The sequence below is a fragment of the Varunaivibrio sulfuroxidans genome (assembly GCF_029318635.1).
GTDB classification, from domain to species: domain Bacteria; phylum Pseudomonadota; class Alphaproteobacteria; order Rhodospirillales; family Magnetovibrionaceae; genus Varunaivibrio; species Varunaivibrio sulfuroxidans.
In genome coordinates, this window is the sequence record NZ_CP119676.1 from 959,004 (window position 1) to 977,600 (window position 18,597).

The 18,597-nt window shown below is 60.0% G+C and carries 17 protein-coding genes and 1 other RNA gene; 12 read left to right on the forward strand and 6 right to left on the reverse strand.

What is annotated here, in order from left to right; all coding sequences use genetic code 11:
* Nucleotides 1–38 precede the first annotated feature (38 nt).
* The 7 genes from ssrA to P3M64_RS04445 all read left to right on the forward strand — a co-directional run bounded on the left by ssrA (nt 39) and on the right by P3M64_RS04445 (nt 4,884).
* Nucleotides 39–378, forward strand: a transfer-messenger RNA (tmRNA) gene (gene ssrA / locus P3M64_RS04415).
* Nucleotides 379–511: 133 nt separating this feature from the next.
* Nucleotides 512–1,087, forward strand: coding sequence for an SspB family protein (locus P3M64_RS04420; RefSeq protein WP_132939788.1), 576 nt, complete (start codon nt 512–514; stop codon nt 1,085–1,087).
* 104 nt (nt 1,088–1,191) lie between these two features.
* Nucleotides 1,192–2,817, forward strand: coding sequence for a fumarate hydratase (locus P3M64_RS04425; protein ID WP_132939787.1), 1,626 nt, complete (start codon nt 1,192–1,194; stop codon nt 2,815–2,817).
* 25 nt (nt 2,818–2,842) lie between these two features.
* Nucleotides 2,843–3,472 carry an alpha/beta fold hydrolase gene (locus tag P3M64_RS04430; protein WP_132939786.1) on the forward strand — a complete coding sequence of 210 codons (630 nt, stop codon included), beginning with the start codon at nt 2,843–2,845 and terminating at the stop codon, nt 3,470–3,472.
* Nucleotides 3,473–3,550: 78 nt separating this feature from the next.
* Nucleotides 3,551–4,186 (forward strand): LysE family translocator, encoded by a 636-nt coding sequence (locus P3M64_RS04435; protein ID WP_132939785.1) that lies wholly within the window; start codon nt 3,551–3,553, stop codon nt 4,184–4,186.
* 31 nt (nt 4,187–4,217) lie between these two features.
* A complete protein-coding gene (locus P3M64_RS04440) occupies nt 4,218–4,583 on the forward strand; it encodes a TfoX/Sxy family protein (RefSeq protein WP_132939784.1) in 366 nt (121 codons plus the stop codon).
* Between the two features lies 1 nt (nt 4,584).
* Nucleotides 4,585–4,884 carry a ribbon-helix-helix domain-containing protein gene (locus tag P3M64_RS04445; protein ID WP_132939783.1) on the forward strand — a complete coding sequence of 100 codons (300 nt, stop codon included), beginning with the start codon at nt 4,585–4,587 and terminating at the stop codon, nt 4,882–4,884.
* 30 nt (nt 4,885–4,914) lie between these two features.
* Here P3M64_RS04445 and P3M64_RS04450 read toward each other — a convergent pair whose 3' ends face one another.
* Both P3M64_RS04450 and P3M64_RS04455 read right to left on the reverse strand, forming a co-directional pair.
* The gene (locus P3M64_RS04450) at nt 4,915–8,481 is read right to left on the reverse strand and encodes an AsmA family protein (RefSeq protein ID WP_165886382.1); all 3,567 of its coding nucleotides are present in this window, start codon (nt 8,479–8,481) and stop codon (nt 4,915–4,917) included.
* Nucleotides 8,482–8,841: 360 nt separating this feature from the next.
* Entirely contained in the window at nt 8,842–9,000 is a 159-nt protein-coding gene (locus P3M64_RS04455) for a hypothetical protein (protein WP_276157062.1), read from the reverse strand.
* On the opposite strand from P3M64_RS04455, the gene P3M64_RS04460 reads away from it, so the two are divergent.
* The 4 genes from P3M64_RS04460 (at nt 8,999) to P3M64_RS04475 (ending at nt 12,358) form a co-directional block, all read left to right on the forward strand.
* The gene (locus P3M64_RS04460; RefSeq protein WP_132939781.1) at nt 8,999–9,430 is read left to right on the forward strand and encodes a hypothetical protein; all 432 of its coding nucleotides are present in this window, start codon (nt 8,999–9,001) and stop codon (nt 9,428–9,430) included. The genes P3M64_RS04455 and P3M64_RS04460 overlap by 2 nt on opposite strands.
* A 484-nt stretch (nt 9,431–9,914) precedes the next feature.
* Nucleotides 9,915–10,439 (forward strand): sigma-70 family RNA polymerase sigma factor, encoded by a 525-nt coding sequence (locus P3M64_RS04465; RefSeq protein ID WP_243644816.1) that lies wholly within the window; start codon nt 9,915–9,917, stop codon nt 10,437–10,439.
* A gap of 75 nt (nt 10,440–10,514) precedes the next feature.
* On the forward strand, nt 10,515–11,243 hold the full coding sequence (locus P3M64_RS04470; protein ID WP_132939780.1) for an RT0821/Lpp0805 family surface protein: 729 nt from the start codon (nt 10,515–10,517) through the stop codon (nt 11,241–11,243).
* Between the two features lie 161 nt (nt 11,244–11,404).
* On the forward strand, nt 11,405–12,358 hold the full coding sequence (locus tag P3M64_RS04475; protein ID WP_132939779.1) for an RT0821/Lpp0805 family surface protein: 954 nt from the start codon (nt 11,405–11,407) through the stop codon (nt 12,356–12,358).
* 59 nt (nt 12,359–12,417) lie between these two features.
* On the opposite strand, the gene glcF is transcribed toward P3M64_RS04475, so the two are convergent.
* The 4 genes from glcF to ykgO all read right to left on the reverse strand — a co-directional run bounded on the left by glcF (nt 12,418) and on the right by ykgO (nt 16,870).
* Complete coding sequence (gene glcF, locus P3M64_RS04480) at nt 12,418–13,725, reverse strand: glycolate oxidase subunit GlcF (protein ID WP_132939778.1); 1,308 nt, start codon at nt 13,723–13,725, stop codon at nt 12,418–12,420.
* A complete protein-coding gene (locus P3M64_RS04485) occupies nt 13,725–14,930 on the reverse strand; it encodes an FAD-binding protein (RefSeq protein WP_132939777.1) in 1,206 nt (401 codons plus the stop codon). The genes glcF and P3M64_RS04485 overlap by 1 nt, the downstream gene beginning before the upstream one ends.
* A 76-nt stretch (nt 14,931–15,006) precedes the next feature.
* The gene (locus tag P3M64_RS04490; protein ID WP_132939776.1) at nt 15,007–16,494 is read right to left on the reverse strand and encodes an FAD-linked oxidase C-terminal domain-containing protein; all 1,488 of its coding nucleotides are present in this window, start codon (nt 16,492–16,494) and stop codon (nt 15,007–15,009) included.
* 250 nt (nt 16,495–16,744) lie between these two features.
* On the reverse strand, nt 16,745–16,870 hold the full coding sequence (ykgO, locus tag P3M64_RS04495; RefSeq protein WP_132939775.1) for a type B 50S ribosomal protein L36: 126 nt from the start codon (nt 16,868–16,870) through the stop codon (nt 16,745–16,747).
* 313 nt (nt 16,871–17,183) lie between these two features.
* On the opposite strand from ykgO, the gene P3M64_RS04500 reads away from it, so the two are divergent.
* Entirely contained in the window at nt 17,184–18,539 is a 1,356-nt protein-coding gene (locus P3M64_RS04500) for a mechanosensitive ion channel family protein (RefSeq protein WP_132939774.1), read from the forward strand.
* Nucleotides 18,540–18,597 lie beyond the last annotated feature (58 nt).

The following is an 18,597-nucleotide window of genomic DNA, read 5'->3' on the forward strand; positions in this document are numbered from 1 at the left end:
GGCGAACGAATACGAAGAACGCCTTAATCTTTTCCCGCCCCCTTCCTTTTTGACCGCCGCCGCCCTATATTAGCCCTGCCAGTTCGCTGGCTATGGTAATAAACGCTGTTCGGAATAAGCGTTACGGACCCGGGGGCGGTACCCGGCGCCTCCACCAATTTCCCGTTTTCCGTCGGCCTCAATGTCGCCGACGGAAACATATGGGGGCGAAATAGGATCGACGTGCGTAGTAAAGGTACAGTTTTTGCCCGGCATGATACCCACCGTATCGGGATCAAAACGTAGAAATGCCAACGATAATCAGGCATATGCAGTTGCCGCTTAATCGCTAAGCATCTGCGGGGCCCGGGGGGCGCCTAGCAACAGAAGCCCCCCACTTTTTTTTGTTTTCTCTCATATACGCGCGGCGCAAACGCTGTTACAAAATTGCGACGCCTTCTTTCGCCCCACTTGGTGGCGATCCATGGGTGGGCGCCTTGGTTTTGGGATTACAGGAAAGTCGAGATACGCCATGGAGGACGATCTTCTGCGTTATGATCGTTGGGTTGAAGACGCCTTGCGGGGCGTCATTCGGCGCGGTCTGCATTTTATAAACGAACACGGCCTGCCCGGCGATCACCACTTTTACATTACCTTTCGAACGCATGCGCCGGGGGTCCGTATTCCGCCGCATCTGCGCGCCCAGCACCCCGAAGACATGACCATCGTCCTGCAACATCAATTCGACGGACTGGTGGTGCGCGACGACGCCTTCGAAGTCACCCTCAGTTTCGGCGGCAAGCCCGAACGTTTGACGGTACCTTTCGATTCCGTCGCGGCGTTCGCCGACCCGTCGGTGAATTTCGGGCTTCAGCTTAAAATCGAAGACGATGGCGATGACGACGATCTCGGCGACGGCGGGGACGATCTTTTTATCGACATCGACGAAAACGATAATGACGCCGCCACGTCGGGCGCTCCGAACGATCTCCCCTTCAAGGCTGCGGGATCCAAGGGAGATAAGGACAAGCCGTCGGTCGGCGATGTATCCGAAAAAGACGAAAAAAGCGGCCAAGTCATCACGCTGGACGCCTTTCGTAAAAAATAAGCCCCCCGGCGTTTTCATCCCGACGCACGAATATCCGCCGGGCGTTCTCGGCCCGTAGCGCCGCCCGCGCCCCCCTTTTTTAGTTTTTCCATCGAGGTTCAGTCATGACGGGAAACGATCTCCATCACATTTTCGCCCTTGGTCCCGACACCACCGAATATCGCAAAGTCGATATGCCCGACGCGGATATCGACACCCTTCACGTCGAAGGGCGGAATATCCTAAAGATCGCCCCCACCGTGTTGACCGACCTGGCCGCCGAGGCGATGCGCGATACCTCCCACCTCTTAAGACCCTCGCATCTGGCGCAGTTGCGCCAAATTTTGGACGACGACGAGGCGTCACAGAACGATCGTTTCGTCGCCCTGGAATTGCTGAAAAACGCCAACATCTCGGCGGGCGGCGTACTACCGATGTGCCAAGATACCGGCACCGCGATCGTGATGGGCAAAAAAGGCGAAAACGTCTGGACCGGCGGCGATGACGTCGCCGCCCTGTCCCAGGGCGTGCTCAAGGCCTATGCCCAGAACAATCTGCGCTACAGCCAAGTCGCCCCGCTCGACATGTTCTCCGAGGTCAACACCGGCAACAACCTGCCGGCGCAGATCGACCTCTATGCCACCCAGGGCGACGAATACCATTTCATGTTTATGGCCAAGGGCGGCGGCTCGGCCAACAAGACGTTTTTCTATCAACAGACGAAGGCCCTGCTCAACGAAAAGTCCCTGATGGCGTTTCTCGACGAGAAAGTGCGCACCCTGGGCACCGCGGCGTGTCCGCCCTATCATTTGGCGATTGTCGTCGGCGGCACTTCGGCGGAAATGAACCTGAAGACCGTGAAGCTGGCCAGCGCGCGTTATCTGGACGGCCTGCCCACGGCGGGCAATGCCCACGGTCAGGCGTTCCGCGATCCGGCGTGGGAAGCCAAGGTCTTCAAAATGACCCAAAACCTGGGCATCGGAGCGCAGTTCGGCGGCAAGTATTTCTGTCACGATGTCCGCGTCATCCGCCTGCCCCGCCATGGCGCGTCGTGCCCGGTGGGGATTGGGGTGTCGTGCTCCGCCGATCGTCAAATTTTGGCGAAGATTACTCGCGACGGCGTCTTTCTCGAACGCCTGGAGCGCGATCCCGCCAAGTATCTTCCCGACATTACCGAAGGACATCTCGACGAGGCGGTGGTCAAGATCGACCTCACCGAACCGATGGATGCGATCCGCGCGCGCCTCAGTCAATACCCGGTAAAAACCCGGGTGCTGCTGAGCGGGCCGATCATCGTCGCCCGCGATTCGGCCCACGCCAAGCTCAAGGAACGCCTGGATGCCGGTCAGGGCCTGCCCCAGTACATCAAGGATCACTGCGTTTACTACGCCGGCCCGGCGAAGACGCCCGAAGGCTACGCCTCGGGATCGTTCGGTCCGACCACCGCCGGGCGCATGGATACCTATGTCGAGGAATTTCAAAGCGCCGGCGGCTCGTTGGTGATGCTGGCCAAGGGAAACCGTTCGGCGCAGGTCCGTGAGGCCTGTAAGAAACATGGCGGTTTTTATCTGGGCTCGATCGGCGGGGCGGCCGCCGAACTGGCATACAAATCGATCAAGAAGATCGAATGCTTGGAATACCCCGAACTGGGCATGGAGGCGGTCTGGAAGATCGAGGTCGTCGATTTCCCCGCCTTCATTATTATCGACGACAAGGGCAACGATTTTTTCGCCGAATATAAGATCGGCTGAGGCGGCGATCGGTGGGGACGCGACCATGATCGATTTCCTATTCACCGGCCCGCCGGACGCCGCGCTGACGGTCGTCCTCGCCCATGGCGCCGGCGCACCCATGGATAGCCCCTTCATGGCCGCTTTCGCCGAAGGAATCGCCCGGCGTGGGTTGCGGTGTGCGCGGTTCGAATTTCCCTACATGGCGCAGCGCCGCACAGACGGTAAAAAACGTCCGCCCAACCCGGCGCGGGTTCTCTTGCAAACTTGGCGCGAGGCGATCGACGAACTCTCCCCGGCGTCCTTGATCATTGGCGGAAAATCCATGGGTGGGCGCATCGCCTCCATGCTCGCGCGCACATTGGAAGACGAAGGCGCTCCCCCTAGGGGGCTGGTGTGCCTAGGCTACCCCTTCCATCCGCCGGGTAAGCCCGAAAAATTGCGCACCGCGCATCTTCTGAACCTGCGCACGCCGACTCTAATCATCCAAGGCGAAAGGGACACCCTGGGCAGCCGCGAGGATATCGCCGAATACGCCCTGTCTCCGGCGATCAAACTCAAATGGATGGCCGACGGCGATCACGGCTTCAAACCACGCAAGAAATCCGGACGCAGCGAAGTCGAAAATTGGGACGCGGCGTTGGATGCGCTTGCCCAATTCGCCCTATCCCTGTAATCGTGGTCACTGTCATCAAGGCGTACGCCGCGCCATCGCCGCAATAGCGGCATCGTTCACATTTTCGAAGGTTGAGGCATGTCGCTTCCCGTCCCCCCCGCCACCTTGGGGCTTTTCGTCTTAACCGCCCTGGCCATCGTCATCTCGCCCGGACCGGACACCCTGATCATTCTTCGCGCCACACTAAGAGCGGGGCGCAGCGCGGGGTTGGTCAGCGTGCTCGGCGTGCAGGCCGGATTGTTTGTGCATACCCTGCTCGCCGTGCTTGGGGTTTCCGTTCTCATCGCCTCGTCCCCAATTTTATTCAAAACCCTCGCCGTCGCCGGCGCGCTGTATCTGATGGGACTGGGCGTCCAGAGCTTTCGCCATGGCGCCGTGATCCACCTCGATGGAGCGGGCGTTCCACTCAAGGCCCATCACGCCTTTCGCGACGCCCTATTGTGCAACCTGCTCAATCCTAAGGTGATCTTGCTCTTCCTCGCCCTGTTTCCCAATTTTATCGACCTGCGTCGCGGCGATACCGGAGCCCAGCTAATTACCCTGGCCGTCACCCTGGTGGCGATCAACGTCCTGTGGCAAACACCGATCGCGTTCATGGGCGAGATCGTTCGACGTTGGTTGAAAAACCCCAAAATCCTGTTGGCCTTCAACCGCCTGACGGGTACCATCCTAATCGGTTTCGCGGCGCTGTTGATTATCGATCACGTTTTGTGATCCCGGCTCCGCACCTTGGAATCAAGTCGTCATGAGCTACAGCCGGGAATTTCGCGATCATGTTCTCGACCTGCTGGACTCCGCCGGCTCCGTCACCCCACGGGCGATGTTCGGCGGCGTCGGGCTATATCTCGACGGCGTATTTTTCGCCATCATTTCCGATGACGTTCTTTACTTCAAGGTCGATGACGATAGCCGCAAGGCCTACATAAGCGAAGGCATGGCGGCCTTCGCCCCATTCATCGACCGCCCGGCGCTGCGCTCGTACTACGAAGTGCCGTCGGACCTGTTCGACGACGGCGAAACCCTGCGCCTGTGGGCGCGGCGCGCATGGGAGGCCGCCCGGCGGTCGGCAAAGCCGGCCTCCTCCTCCGGCCCGCAACGCCGTAGGCCATGACATGATCGAACACCCCACGGAAGAGACGCCCAGTCCCACGGCCGACCCCCACGTCCTTCGCAAACATTCGGTTTCGATCGACGGCCATCAGACCAGCATTACCCTCGAAAACGCCTTCTGGTGGCGTTTTTGCGCCATCGCACGGTCAAAAAACATCTCCTTGAATAAACTGATCGGTGAAATCGACCACGTTCGCACAAGAACCCACGCCGGGAATTTATCCAGCGCCATTCGGGTATTCGTCCTTGAACAGGCGACCGGCGAACACGGTCTTACGTCTAGCGGGGCGGCGCGCAGCTAACCTTGTGCGCCGATCTTATCGCCGCCGATTTCATTTGATGACCCCTTCGAGAATTCCCCGCAACAAATCTTTCGGTTTGATCGGCGTATTTGCCGGGGCTTGTTGAGGCTGCGCCGGAGCATTCCCGGGCGCAGGCGCGGGTTCAAGCTGCTGAAGAATCTTACCCAAACCCTTTTTCTTCAGAACCTTGTCCAGGGCCGGCGGCAATACCGTCTTGCCCGTCAGGCTCGACGTGTCCACCGTGACGTCGGGCGCGTCCAGCACCCCCTTGATCGAAAACGGCACCGTTTGCACCCCCGTTCCGCGCTTGCTGAGCAGAGCGGTGACGATATTCGGCTTGACCGCCATCGCCCCCGCGATATCGATGCGCCACTGAGGGAGATCCACGGTCCCCTTGGCGTGGCCATCGCCGATCCCGGACGTCAGGGCGAAATCATCGGTGCGCGCGACCCCCTTGGCGATGACGAAGGTGGCGCTGGCGTCGGCGATCCGATCGGCCGCGCCACCGCCCAATTGGTTCATCGTCGCAAGCAACCCCATGACCCCGGACAGGGCGCTGCCGCTGCCGCCTCTCTTAACGTCCAGGCGATTCAGTTTAATCGCCCCCTTGCCCGCCAACGCCGAAACCAGATCGGCGGAACTGCCGCCCCGGCTGTTTATCGTCGCGTCGAAGGTCAACTTTCCGTTCGCCAAATCCTTGGCCGCGACGGCGCGCACGATGCGATTGACATCGGCGTCCTTTATCGAAAACGTCGCGGAAACGGTGGGAATTGCGGCGCCGTTCAGGCGCACCGTCGCATTCAAAGGTCCGCCGAAAAAAACACCCGATATTTTTTTGCCTTGAACCAGGCCGTCCTTCAAGGATACCTCGGCCGATAGGTTATCGAGACGGTATTTTTCAAATTCCAACGCCGTGCTGGTCAGTTGAAGATTGGCGTCGAAGCGGCCGAGAACGCTCAAATCCATCGGCTTTTTCGACCATCTGGGATCTATCGCCGCCACGGCGACACCGCCACTGTCGCCCGCCGCCGCCTTGACGATCGGCATTCGGGCGTTTTCACGATCGAGGCGCGCCAAGACCTCGAACAGGGAAAGGCTCGCTTTTTTCACCACACTGGGCGGCAGGAAACGCGGCACGGCGATCGCCCCGCTGGAGAGCGCGCCATTAATGATGGGGCGCGCCCCCTCCATGGCCACCTGAATTTGACCGCTGAGATCAACCCCACCCACCTGGCCCTGAATTTTGGAAAAAGCGAGCACGTTCTTGCTCACGATCACGCGCGTTCGCATATCCGTTTTGCCGAGCGGTCCCGACGGCGTGAAACCTCCGCTCAGACGACGAAGGACATTAGGAGTATCGTCGGCGACAAAATGCGCCTCTCCATCGAAAAGGGCGCCAACGGGCAATGCCGACGCCTTGCCGTTGACATTGAGGCGCGCGCCCGCGGCACTGACGTTAAGGTCGAGGGACGGCGCCAACACCGAACCGTCGATGCGCCCGACGATCGCCACTTTGCCCAGCGTCGGCGGAACCCCCGCACCAACGCCGAGCAGATGGGCGAAGCGCGCACTATCCGCCGCATTGACGGAAAGAGAAACGTTCTTGGTGTCCAAAATGCCGCCAAAACCCGACAATGTTCCACTGATCTGGGCCGACGCGCCGGCGACGTTCTCGATCCCCGCCTTGCGGATTGTCAACGCGCCATCGACGAGCGAACCGTCAAAGAAAATGTTGCGAACCGTTTCTCCGCGATAAATCAATTCTTTAACCTGCGCCCTGGCATTGGCGTCGAAAGTTTTCAAGACGCCCATCGCGGACCATGCCTTAAGACCTTGTAGGGCGCCGTTCTCCGGTTTGGACGCACCCGGCGTCCCGGTGCTTGGGGTCGAGGCCTTTGCGCGCGCCACGCCCCCGCCGGTCCCGACCGCCGCATCCCCCAATATACCGTCGAGATCGAGCCGGTCGATGGTGACACTCGCGCCAAACGCCAAGCGTTTGCGCAAGGCCAGTGTAATGCCGCCCCGAATGTGGGTGCGGTCCAGCGCCATATCGACACCTGAAACGGTAATTTCCCGAGGTGTCGCCTGGATTTGCCCACGCAGGTTTATTCTGTGCGCTTGACGGCGCACGCCTTCGGGCAGAGTAACGCCAAGCCACGAAGCCAACGTACGCGGATCGTTGACCAGGGCCGAAACGTTACCATCAAAACGAACCGGCCCCGCCACGGCGGCAACCCCCGACAAAGATATCTCGCCGGCCCCTGGCAACAGCGCCGAAAGCCTACTCAGGGTGATTTTGCCTTGCTCCAGATGCGCCTGCACAGCGGTGTTGGAGACGATGGCGTCCCGATACGCGATCGTGTCTATGCTTAGGGTCAATGCGCCCGAAACGCCGTTCAATGCGGAGGCTTTTGGCGACGGCGGCGTTTTTTGATTGGGTATCGCAAGCACGATCGGCGCGCCACCCCCCCCGGTTATAGCGGAATCGCCTGTCCGCGTATCCGACCCTGTCTGCGTACCCGACGACGCAGGCGTTCCCGGCTTCAAAGCCAGCCACGTATCAAGCGCGATCTGGTCGGCGCGGATATCTATCTTGAAGGTCGTGGTTTTGCCCGTATTCAACGAAAGCCCAACCTTAGCCTTCGTCGTACCCAGCGCAAGGGCGATCGTGGGAGCCTCGACGCCCTGGGCCGACGCCGTGATCTCGCCCTCCAGGGAAAAGGGCTGCGCCAACATGGACGGCAGCGTCGCCGAAGGCGCCAAGGCATGGCTAACGGCGTAGGCGTCTTGGCCATCGAATTTAACCTTGCCCTTGAAACGAGGCTGTTCGTTTAAACCGACGATGGCGCCGCTCGCCTGGATGCGACCATCGCCCGGAAGCGTCACCGTAAGGTTAAGCGGCAACGTCCGGTCGGCGACGGTTTTGCCCAACGAAACCTCGTAATGCAACGCCTTGCCCTGATAGGTGAAATCGCCGGCGCTATCGAACGGTCCCTTCAGAGAACCCATCGTTATTCGGGCGTTGAAGCCGTCAATCCGGCGCACCTGCGCCCCGCGCCGATAGATGATCGTCGCATTGGCGATGACGAAATTATCCAGGCGCACCGCAGGCGTGCGATCGACCAGCGCGGCCCCGCCCCCCGACGGCGCAACGGCGGGCGCTTGGGCGACGGTCGGCGCCTGTCCCCCCCTCGGGGAGGCGGGCGCCGGGGCGAGTGTCCAGTTGTTTCGCCCGTCCGCCAGACTTTCCAAACTGATCACCGGATCGACCAAACGCACATTGCGAACCTGCACTTCGCCGTGAAAAAGCGGAAGCAACGCCACGTTGACCTCGAGCGAGGACAACCGCACCATGTCGGCGTCATGCGCCCCCTCAATGTTGCGCACGCGCACGTCCTGCATCGTCAACGCCGGCGAGGGCAAAAGTCGAACGCTCAGGTCTCCGCGAATATCCATGGTGCGTCCGGTTTGGGCGCGCACCTGCTCGGTAATGATGTTTTTGTACGCGTTCCAGTCGATAAACCGGGGAAGTAAGAGCGCCGTCCCGATCACAAGGAGAAAAAAAGTTCCGACACCGATCAGAATGCGTTTGCTCACGATGGACCCGATTTTACAAAGAGTGAAAAAATTCTTCGGAAAGATCGCAGGAGGCGAGGAGAAAAATCCAAAGACCTTCGAATAGTAGAGCCACCCCGTCTCGGGATCAATCACACAAAACGCCGCCGCGGCAAGATTTGGATTATCCCGCGCTCCGTCACCGCAAGGCGACAACTTCCGATGCAACGCCGCACGTAAAAAAACGCCGCCCCAAAAAATTGGGGCGGCGAAAGAAACCTTTGGTAAAAGGCGAGACTTATATTGCCGGAGCGGCGGGGGCCGGAGCGGCCGGAGCCGGAGCGCCGCCCCAATTGCCGACAAGCCCTGCTTCGGCTGCGGGCGGAACGGCGTTCATACCGTTCAGCGCACCAAGCGGCCCGCCTCCCGTCCCGCCGGCGGCGGCCCCACCACCAGCGTTTGCTCCGCCGCCACCGGCGGGTGCGCCGCCGCCGGCAGGCGTCCCAAGCGCGCCGCCGACGCCGGCGCCATCATCGGGAACATCGCCTTGTGGGCCATCATGCGCGCCGTCATCGCCCAAATCGGGACTGTGGTCCGCGACGTCGCCACCATGATCGCCACTGTCGCCGGCGTCATGCCCCGCACCATCGGGGGAATCGCCACTTGGCCCACTACCGCCATGATCGCCGCTATCGCCACCGCCATGATCGCCGCTATCGCCACCACTGTCGCCACCGCCGGATCCACCGCCACTTTCGTGATCGCCACCATCATCATCGGCCAGTGCGCTGGCATGACCGAAATGGACTACATTATTGGCGATGTGGATGGGGGCGACGATATACCCCAGGGCGAGAAGGCTGACCGCCGAAACCGAAGCGAGGCGCGCCACGGATCGGCGCACGGCGCACGCGATACTCTGCGTCGCGCCAGAGGTTTTTCCATCTTGTGCGGCGTGTGCGAACGCCGCCACGGTGGAAGTTTCGGATGATCTTGGAAAAAACTGTTTCATTTTACATCGTCCTATAAGGGTTAACATCCTCGGTGAAGCAATTTGCTCCTGGAGACGTTTTCGTGCTTGGAGGAACGACACTCTGCGCGACCACACCCTTCATTTTTCATATTATGCTGGGATCGCTGCGCCGTCTTTCAAAACCGTACTCGCCATGACAACGCCGCCAAATGCAACTTTCATCCCCACGGCGCATGAAAAAACCCTTTTTAAAAAAAGCCCCTCAAAAAATAGGTTTGGGATTAAAGCAACCATCCACGCGTTGTCTTAACGCCGACGTCTTCGCCACCCGTCCACGGCTTGGTTTCGTCTCCGATTTCGTCTCGGCGGGACAGTGGACTATAATATGGACCATGGTCCGGGGTGGATGGTTGAAGACGGTGGAAGAAGGTCGTGGGACTGCCCCTGTGGCCGCCCGAGAACGCGCGGAAAAACACGATCGGACCAAGTAAGGATCGCCCCTTTGGACGAACGCACACGCAAAGAACTCGTCATCTTGTTGCCGCGCCTGCGCCGCTTCGCCCTGGGCTTGACCAGAAGCTTGGATGAAGCCGACGATTTGGTTCAGTGCGCTTGCGAAAAGGCGATCTCCCGCTTCGATCAATGGCAACAAGGGACTCGATTGGACAGTTGGATGTTTCGAATTATTCAAAACGCACATATCGACGTCATGCGCGCGCGAACGCGCAAGGACCGCGTCTTGGAACCCTTCGACAACCAACCCGAACCGGGACACGACGGCGCCCAGGCCATGGAATCGCGGATGACGCTGAGAAACGTCCGCGACGCTATTTTACGCCTCCCCGAAGAACAAAGAGCCGTCATCATGTTGGTGAGCGTGGAAGGGTATTCCTACAAAGACGCGGCGGAAAATTTGGGCATCCCGGTCGGCACCCTGACCAGCCGCCTGGTCCGCGGACGCACCGCGTTGCTAAACCTTCTCGATGGCGAGACGCAGGCCGACGACGCCCTCGTCGGTATTGTTTGAGCAATTGAACGCCATGACGCAAACGTCCGCCTTTATCCATTTCTCTTTACGGGCCGTGATCCGAAGGATGAAAAAATGACAGAGCATCTCGATCAAAACACCCTAATCGCCTACCTTGACGGGGAATTGGACGATGAAGCCGTCCGCGCCGTTGAACGCCGCCTACGCCTCGACGAGACGGCGCGGCTTCGCCTCGACGCCTTGCAAAAAAGCGCGGCGCTGGCGCGCATCGCCTTCAACGACGTCCTTCATGCGCCGGTTCCCGAGCGCCTCGTCGATACCGTCAACGCCGCCCCCGATCAGGGGCGCGACGGCGCTGCGCGAAGGCCATCGCCCGCTTCGCACGCGCCCCGGACCAAAACCCATGCCCCCACCGCCCCGGATCGGCGTCCGCGCGCATCGTGGCGCCTCGCCCTGCCGATCGCAGCGACGATCGTCGGGGTGATGATCGGCGTCGGCGGAGGCTACGGCGTCATGAATTGGCGCGCCGGAAAAAGCCAAGAGATGGCCAACGCCCTGCGTCAACACGAGCTTCTCGCCGTCGATACCCTGCGCAATTCAGCCTTGGAAAGCCAAGTCAGCGGGCGGGCGATGACTTGGAAAAGTCCCGATGCCACCGCCACCGCGACAATCACGCCAGTGCGCACGTACCAAGACAAAAATGGTCAGTTCTGCCGCGAATATCGCCAGCAAACCCACCTTCAAGGCAAGGCGAACGAAACCTACGGTCTCGCTTGCCGCACGCCCGACGGACAGTGGCGCCCGCGCTATCTAATCTCGACGCCGAAGGCCGGAAGTTTTTAACCGCGCGGGACGCATCCGACGGCATTGCACGTCTCGATCTTGGTTCGTTGCGGTCTTACATCGCCGGCTTGTTTTCGTTCAGGATGGGTTCAGTCGTTTCGTTTTATGTTGTCGGCGGATATAATCGCAGCACTTTTCATCGGGATACCTAGTTACATAACATGACAGTATTTCAGCATCGCCTTTTTCGCCCCGCATTAACTCTCGTGCTAAGCACTCCGTTGTTGGCCGCCTGCGTCGGCGATCCCGTGCTACAACAGTTGTCCACCTTGACTTCCGGTCAGAAGGCCTATGCCCCGACATTGCCCCCGGCGCCAATTCCCACGCCCGTCGTCGGCACGCGGTACTATTACTCCAACGGCGTCACCGAGCGGGTGACGGCGGTTGGCGGCGACGACGTCACCTGGATCAACAATAGGCGTCATAAACAGATATCCAGCCGCGACTTTACGATCCCCGAAAAATTCGTGGAGACGACGACCCGCGATTACAATCGCGTCCTGCACGGCGCGCCGGGCGCACTTTGGCCGCTCGGCGTCGGCAACACCAGCAGGTTCACGGTGATTAACCACGTCAAGCTCAAGGGCGCGAAAAAGGACACGAAATACGTTCAACGCTGGCAATGCGCCGTGGACGGAACGGAACGCGTCCGCGTCCTGGCCGGGACCTTCGACACCTATAAGGTCGAGTGCAAGCGCTTCAGTCCGACATTCCGTTTTTATCAAAAACGAACCTGGTATTACGCCCCCGAAATCGGACAATACGTCCGCCGTGAAGATTATTACAAGTACCCGGGGAAAACCTATCGCCGCGAGTTAACGGCGGTCTATTCGATCCTGCCCGGCGTGGCCACGCCGATACGGCGAGAGATCCGAAAAACATTCCAGGTCGCCCTGGAAAATCATAAAAGCGGCGTCCCCCTGACGTGGCGCGACAAGAAAACCGGCGCCGCGACCACCGTCACCCCGGTACTCACGTATAAGGCCGCTTCCGGCGCTTTTTGCCGGACCTATCGCCAGAGCATCACCCTGAATGGCAAGACCCACCTGTACCCCGGCGTCGCCTGTCGCGAAAGTCGATTGAAGTGGGTTATCCCTCGCCTCGCGCAGCTTTGATTTTTTCCACCCCGCGCCTGCGCTCGTTTTGCGCGGGGGTCTTCTCCATGCACGTCCCATCAAACCAGGGGGGCAGGCTTGGGACCGCCCATCGCCCAATCGAGGAGTTCGACCGTATGCACCACGGGAACTTCGGTGCGCTGGGCGATCTGCACCATGCACCCGATGTTGCCGGTGGCGATCATGGCGGCTTCGGTTTTATCCAGGTTCTCGACCTTGCGCGCACCCAACCGCGCCGCAAGGTCGGGCTGTAGCAAATTATAAGTGCCCGCCGAGCCACAACACAGATGCGCCTCGGCGGGTTCGCGAACATCGAACCCGGCCTGACGCAACAGTTCCTGGGGCTGATTTTTAAGTTTCTGTCCGTGTTGCATCGAACACGGCGCATGATAGCCGACCACCGTTCCCCGCCCCTTGTCGGCGGACATCCCCAGATCGATCAAGACCTCGGAAATATCGCGCACCAAGGCGGCGACGCGCTGGGCGGCGGCGGCGATTTGAGGGTCGTCTTTCAATAAATAGCCATAATCCTTGAGCGTAGTTCCGCACCCCGACGCGGTCACGACAATGGCGTCCAGCCCGGCGCCGTCCATCTCCCGGACCCAGGCGGCGACGTTGGCCCGTGCTTGGGCCTGGGCGTCATCCTCGCGCCCCATGTGATGAACCAGCGCGCCGCAACACCCCAAGCCCTTGCTGATCACGACTTCACAACCCAGACGTGTTAGCAGACGCACCGCAGCCGCATTGATGCGCGGGGCGAGCACTTGTTGGGCGCACCCTGGATGTAGCGCGACGCGAAGCCGGTGTTTCCCTTGGGCGATATCATGGGCGATATCATGGGCGACATGAACCCCCGGTCTATCCAGCGGCGACGATCTGGGCAATGCGGCGGGAGCCATCGCCACCATGCCTTTCAACCTGCCGGGAAGAAATTTTTGAAAAGGCCGCGCCAAGCGCGCGCCGATCAAGGACAGGCGGAATACCTTGGGCCGGACAAGGACCCACGCCAGAACGGCGCGCAAACACCGCGCGCCAAAAGGGCGGCGATAGGTGCGGTGTATGTGAACCCGCGCGCGGTCGATCAGATGCATGTAATCCACCCCCGACGGACACGTCGTCATGCACGACAAGCACGACAAACAGCGGTCAATGTGACGCACGACTTTTTCCGTGGCGGGCTTGTCCCCTTCCATCATGTCCTTGATGAGATAAATGCGCCCACGCGGACTGTCCAACTCATCACCCAGCAACACATAGGTTGGGCACGTCGCAGTGCAAAAACCGCAATGCACGCATGTGCGCAAAATAGCGTCCGCCTCGCGTACGACCTCGCGCCGGCGCTGCTCGGGGCTGAACAGGGTCTGCATCAGTCCATCCTCCCCGGATTTAAAATGCCCTCGGGATCGAAAGCGTCACGCACCCGATGCGCCAACGTCGCCAATGCGGTAGGCTGGGGCTGAAAGACCGGCGTCCGGGCGCGCACCGCCGCGTCGGCGCGAATCAAGGTGGCATGGCCAAGGTCGCCCACGGTGCGGCGCACGATTTCATGATGGGCGTCATCGACGGGGGCGTGGGACAACCAAAGCAGCCCGCCACCCCAGTCGTAGAACACCCGTCCTTCGGTCGCCCGGAGCAGCGCCGCGCCAACGACGGCCCCTTGGGCGGGCGGAACGGAAATACGCCAAACCTGGCTATTGTCATCGCAATAAAACAGAACGTCGCGCACCTCTCGCCACAGCTCGGCGCTGTTTGCGCTGTGCAATTCCTCGCCGCCGCCAAAAAGATGCAACAGAGCGCGAACATCCGCGCAGCGTTTCTCCACCGATGGTCCTGGTCCCTCAAGGCGCAACGCCGTGACGGCGCGCCCGGCGCCGCGCACGTAGGACACCGATGACAAAGCGGCGACATCCTCGGGCAGATGCATCGCCGCGGAAATCTCGTGAGGGCTGTTCAATCCCATCGTCATCGCCCGCGCGCCATCGCGATCGTCCAAACCGAAAAGCAATACGGTACGCGTTTTTTCCGCCTTCGCCAGCACCTTGAAGGAAACCCGCTCGATCGCCCCCAGCGTCCCGAACGCTCCGCTCATCAACTTGCACAAATCGAACCCCGAAACATTCTTGACCACGCGCCCACCCGATTTAAACGGCTCCCCTACTCCATTGACCGCCGAAAATCCCAGCAAATGATCCCGCGCGGCGCCAATTTTTATCCGCCGAGGACCCGATAGGTTGCAAGAAAAAACACCCCCAATGGTGGCGCTGTCGGTAGCGCCAAGCAGGCGCGAAAAATTAGCCGGCTCGAAAGCCAACTGCTGGGATTGTTCACGCAACAGCGCGTCGATTTTCATCAAGGGGGTCGCCGCGCCCGCCGTCATCACCAGCTCTTCGGGTTGATATAAATCGATACCGGAAAAAGCGTTCATATCCAAAATGTTATCGGCGCGCACGACTCCACCCCATGACAGCTTCGAAGCGCCGGCGCGGATCTCCAACGACGTGCGGCGGCGCGCCGCCTCGGCAAGCATGGCCTGAAGCTCGCTGGATGTTTGCGGCTGTAAGCGTGTCGTCATCGTGATCTCGCCTTTATCATCGTCGCACCTTCAATTTCGGACCCGGCGCGATCGTCATACCTGTCGGAAGTGCCGGTTAGAATCTGGGAATATCCGGAAATGGGAGCCGCCCGTCACGCACATTCAACTTTCCCATTTCGGCGCAGCGGTGCAAAATCGGAAAAACCTTTCCCGGATTGAGCAAACCATGCCCGTCGAAGGCGCACTTCAGGCGGGATTGCTGCACCATGTCCTGGTCCGTGAACATATCGCCCATCAGGTCGCGTTTCTCGACCCCGATGCCATGCTCGCCGGAGAGCACGCCGCCGACCTCGACGCACAGCCTGAGGATATCGGCGCCGAAGGCCTCGGCCTTTTCCATTTCACCCGGACGATTGGCGTCATACAAAATGAGCGGATGGAGATTACCATCGCCGGCATGAAACACGTTGGCGACGCGCAATCCGTATGAGTCGGACAATTGCGCCATGCGCGTGAGGACCGCCGGCAACTGGTGGCGCGGAATGGTGCCGTCCATGGTCATGTAATCGGGAGACAGGCGTCCTACCGAGGGGAACGCCGACATCCGCCCGGCCCAAAATTGCCGCCGCTCGTCTTCGCCCTCGCTGACGCGCACGTGGCTGCACCCGACGTCCCTGGCGATACCTTCGACCACGCCCAAAAGGTGGTCCACTTCGACTTCGGGACCATCCAGTTCGACGATGAGGATTGCTTCCACGTCCAGCCAGTAGCCCGAACTGACAAACTGTTCCATCGCCGCGATAGCGGGCTTGTCCATCATCTCCATCGCGCCGGGAATGATCCCCGCGCCGATGATCCCAGCCACGCACCGCCCCCCGGCATTGGATGAGGGAAAACCCAGCAGCACGACCCGTGCGCTGGTCGGCTTGGGCAAAATACGCACCGTAACCTCGGTGATCACCCCGAGCAGACCTTCCGATCCCGTCACGACTCCCATCAGGTCGAGCCCGCCGCTATCTAAATGCTTGCCGCCCAGGCGAACCACCTCGCCGGACATCAGAACCATTTCGACCGCCAGGAGGTTGTTGGTGGTCAATCCGTATTTCAGGCAATGCATGCCGCCGGCGTTTTCCGCGACATTGCCGCCGATGGAACACGCGATCCGGCTCGACGGGTCGGGCGCGTAGTAATAACCGTCGCCATCGACCGCCGAGGTGATCGATAAATTCGTGACGCCGGGCTGGGCGACGACACAGCGATTGTAAAAATCGATTTCCAGAATTTTATTGAATTTACCCAGCCCCAGGGTAATGCCGTCGGCCAGCGGCAACGCACCGCCGGAAAGTCCCGTACCCGCCCCACGGGGGACGACTTTTACCCCGTTTTCATGGCAGTAGCGCAAGATCCGCGAGACCTGTTCGGTGGTTTCCGGAAGCACCACGATAAGGGGGAGTTGGCGGTATGCGAGCAGGCCGTCGCATTCGAAAACCTTCAGCTCCTCCTCATCGACGATAACGCCTTCGCCGGGAACGATCCCACGCATCGCGGCGACGATGTCGCCGCGCCGAGCGATGACGCCGTCATCGGGAAGAGGCATTTTCATGGGGGGCTCCCGTATCGCGTAAAATTAAGCCGGGCGTCGGCGCTTTTTTTTACACTGTACGGAGACTTTGTCGCCGGGAAAAGAAAAACCGCACGCCCAATAGCATACGGTTCTCAAAGCATATGTTTTTATACGCCGCCCCACCTTCAACGCGGGCGTCTCCCGGCCCGGGGCGCATACCCTAAAAAAAGCGCACGTCGGCGAAAACGCCAGATAACGCCATCGCGCTTTTCCGAAAGGGGCCGCAGGCTCAGCCTTGGCGCGCCTTGAAACGCGGATTGCGCTTGTTGATGACGTAAACGCGTCCCTTGCGGCGCACGATGACACAATTTTTGTCGCGCGACTTCGCCGACTTCAGGGAATTTCTTACCTTCATGACACAACCTTCACATCTTTATCGCATCGGCACAAAGCAGATAGCCTGGGCGCGGAAAGTACGAGGGTAGGCGAGAGCTGTCAACCGCTATTGCCCTTCGGAAGCGTTTAATCGTCAAATTTCGTTTCCACGCGACCGGGGATCACGCCCACATCCACGACGCACCGCTTGCAAAAGTTTATAAAACCGGCGGCAACCCCCCGCCACTTCAAGGAAAAATAAAGCCGAACACCGTCACGGCGCTTGATGACACGGAGGATACGTCTTACCCTTTACGCTCCCCGGAGTGACGCTTCCAGTAGGGCCGCATGTGATGGATTACGCCACTTTCAACTATCTACTGGATCCCGCGACGTACCTTCACGCCCTTCGCGGTGTCGAGCCTTGGATCAGGACCAATGTCTTGGGCATGGGCAATGTCATCCAGTTTTTCGCCATCGCGCTAAGCTACCTTCCCGCCCGTTTTCTGCGCGGAGGGACGCACCGATTGCTGCAAACCGTCCGTGACAAAACTATTCCCAAGCGTTTTCACGCCCGCCTGGCGATCGAAGTTTCAATCTTCGCCCTACCCGTCGTCTGGTTGGCCCTATTGGGTCTCGCGCATCTGGCCATCGCCAAGGCCGGTGGGGCGACGCAACTGACGGGCGTGGCCCTCAGTCTTCTGACGGCATGGATCGTCATTCGTCTGGCCGCCAATTTCATCGCCGACCCATGGTGGGCGCGCGCGATGGCCGCCACCGTATGGGTTTTAGCGGCGCTCAATATTCTCGGCCTGTTGGCCCCAACCATTACCGTTCTCGATACGATCGCGCTCACCTTCGGCAAAACTCGGATTTCGGTGCTCGGGGTGTTCAAGACCATGATCGCCCTGGCCGTGATGTTGTGGATGGCCAACTTATTGTCGAGCACGATTGAACGGCGGATCGGCACGTTCCCCAACCTGACGCCGTCATTGCGCGTCCTCTTCGGAAAACTGCTGCGCATCGCCCTAATAACGCTAGCGGTGCTGGTCGCCTTGGAAAGCGTCGGCATTGACTTGACCGCCCTGACCGTCTTCAGCGGCGCGCTGGGGCTGGGCCTGGGGTTCGGCTTGCAAAAAGTCGCCTCGAACCTGGTCAGCGGCGTCATTTTATTATTGGACAGATCGGTCAAACCCGGCGACGTCATCGCCATCGGGGAAACGTACGGTTGGATCAACTCCTTAGGTGCGCGCTATGTTTCCGTCGTCACCCGGGACGGCATCGAACATCTTATTCCCAATGAAGAGCTGATTAGCAGCCCCGTCGAAAATTGGTCTTATACCGACCGTCTGGTGCGCCAACACCTCCCTTTCGGGGTCAGCTACACATCCGATCTTCACAAAGCCCGCGCTCTCGCGATCGAAGCGGCGACGTCGTTTGAGCGCATCCTAAAAACGCCGGAGCCTCGTTGTTTGCTCAAGGGGTACGGCGATAGCGCGGTCAACCTGGAATTGCGCGTCTGGATTCAAGACGCCGAAAAAGGATTGTCCAATATTAAAAGCGATATTTATTTTAAAATATGGGACCTTTACCACGAGAACGGCGTTGAATTTCCCTTCCCTCAACGCGACATCCACATCAAGGGCACGGTGCCCGTCAGCGTCGAAACCGCCACCGGACGCGCGGATGTCGGTGCGCAAAAAAAATAACCCCGCGTCGCAAACGCGCCTTCGCCCCCGCCGCCGCCCCCTTCCTATCCTCCGGACC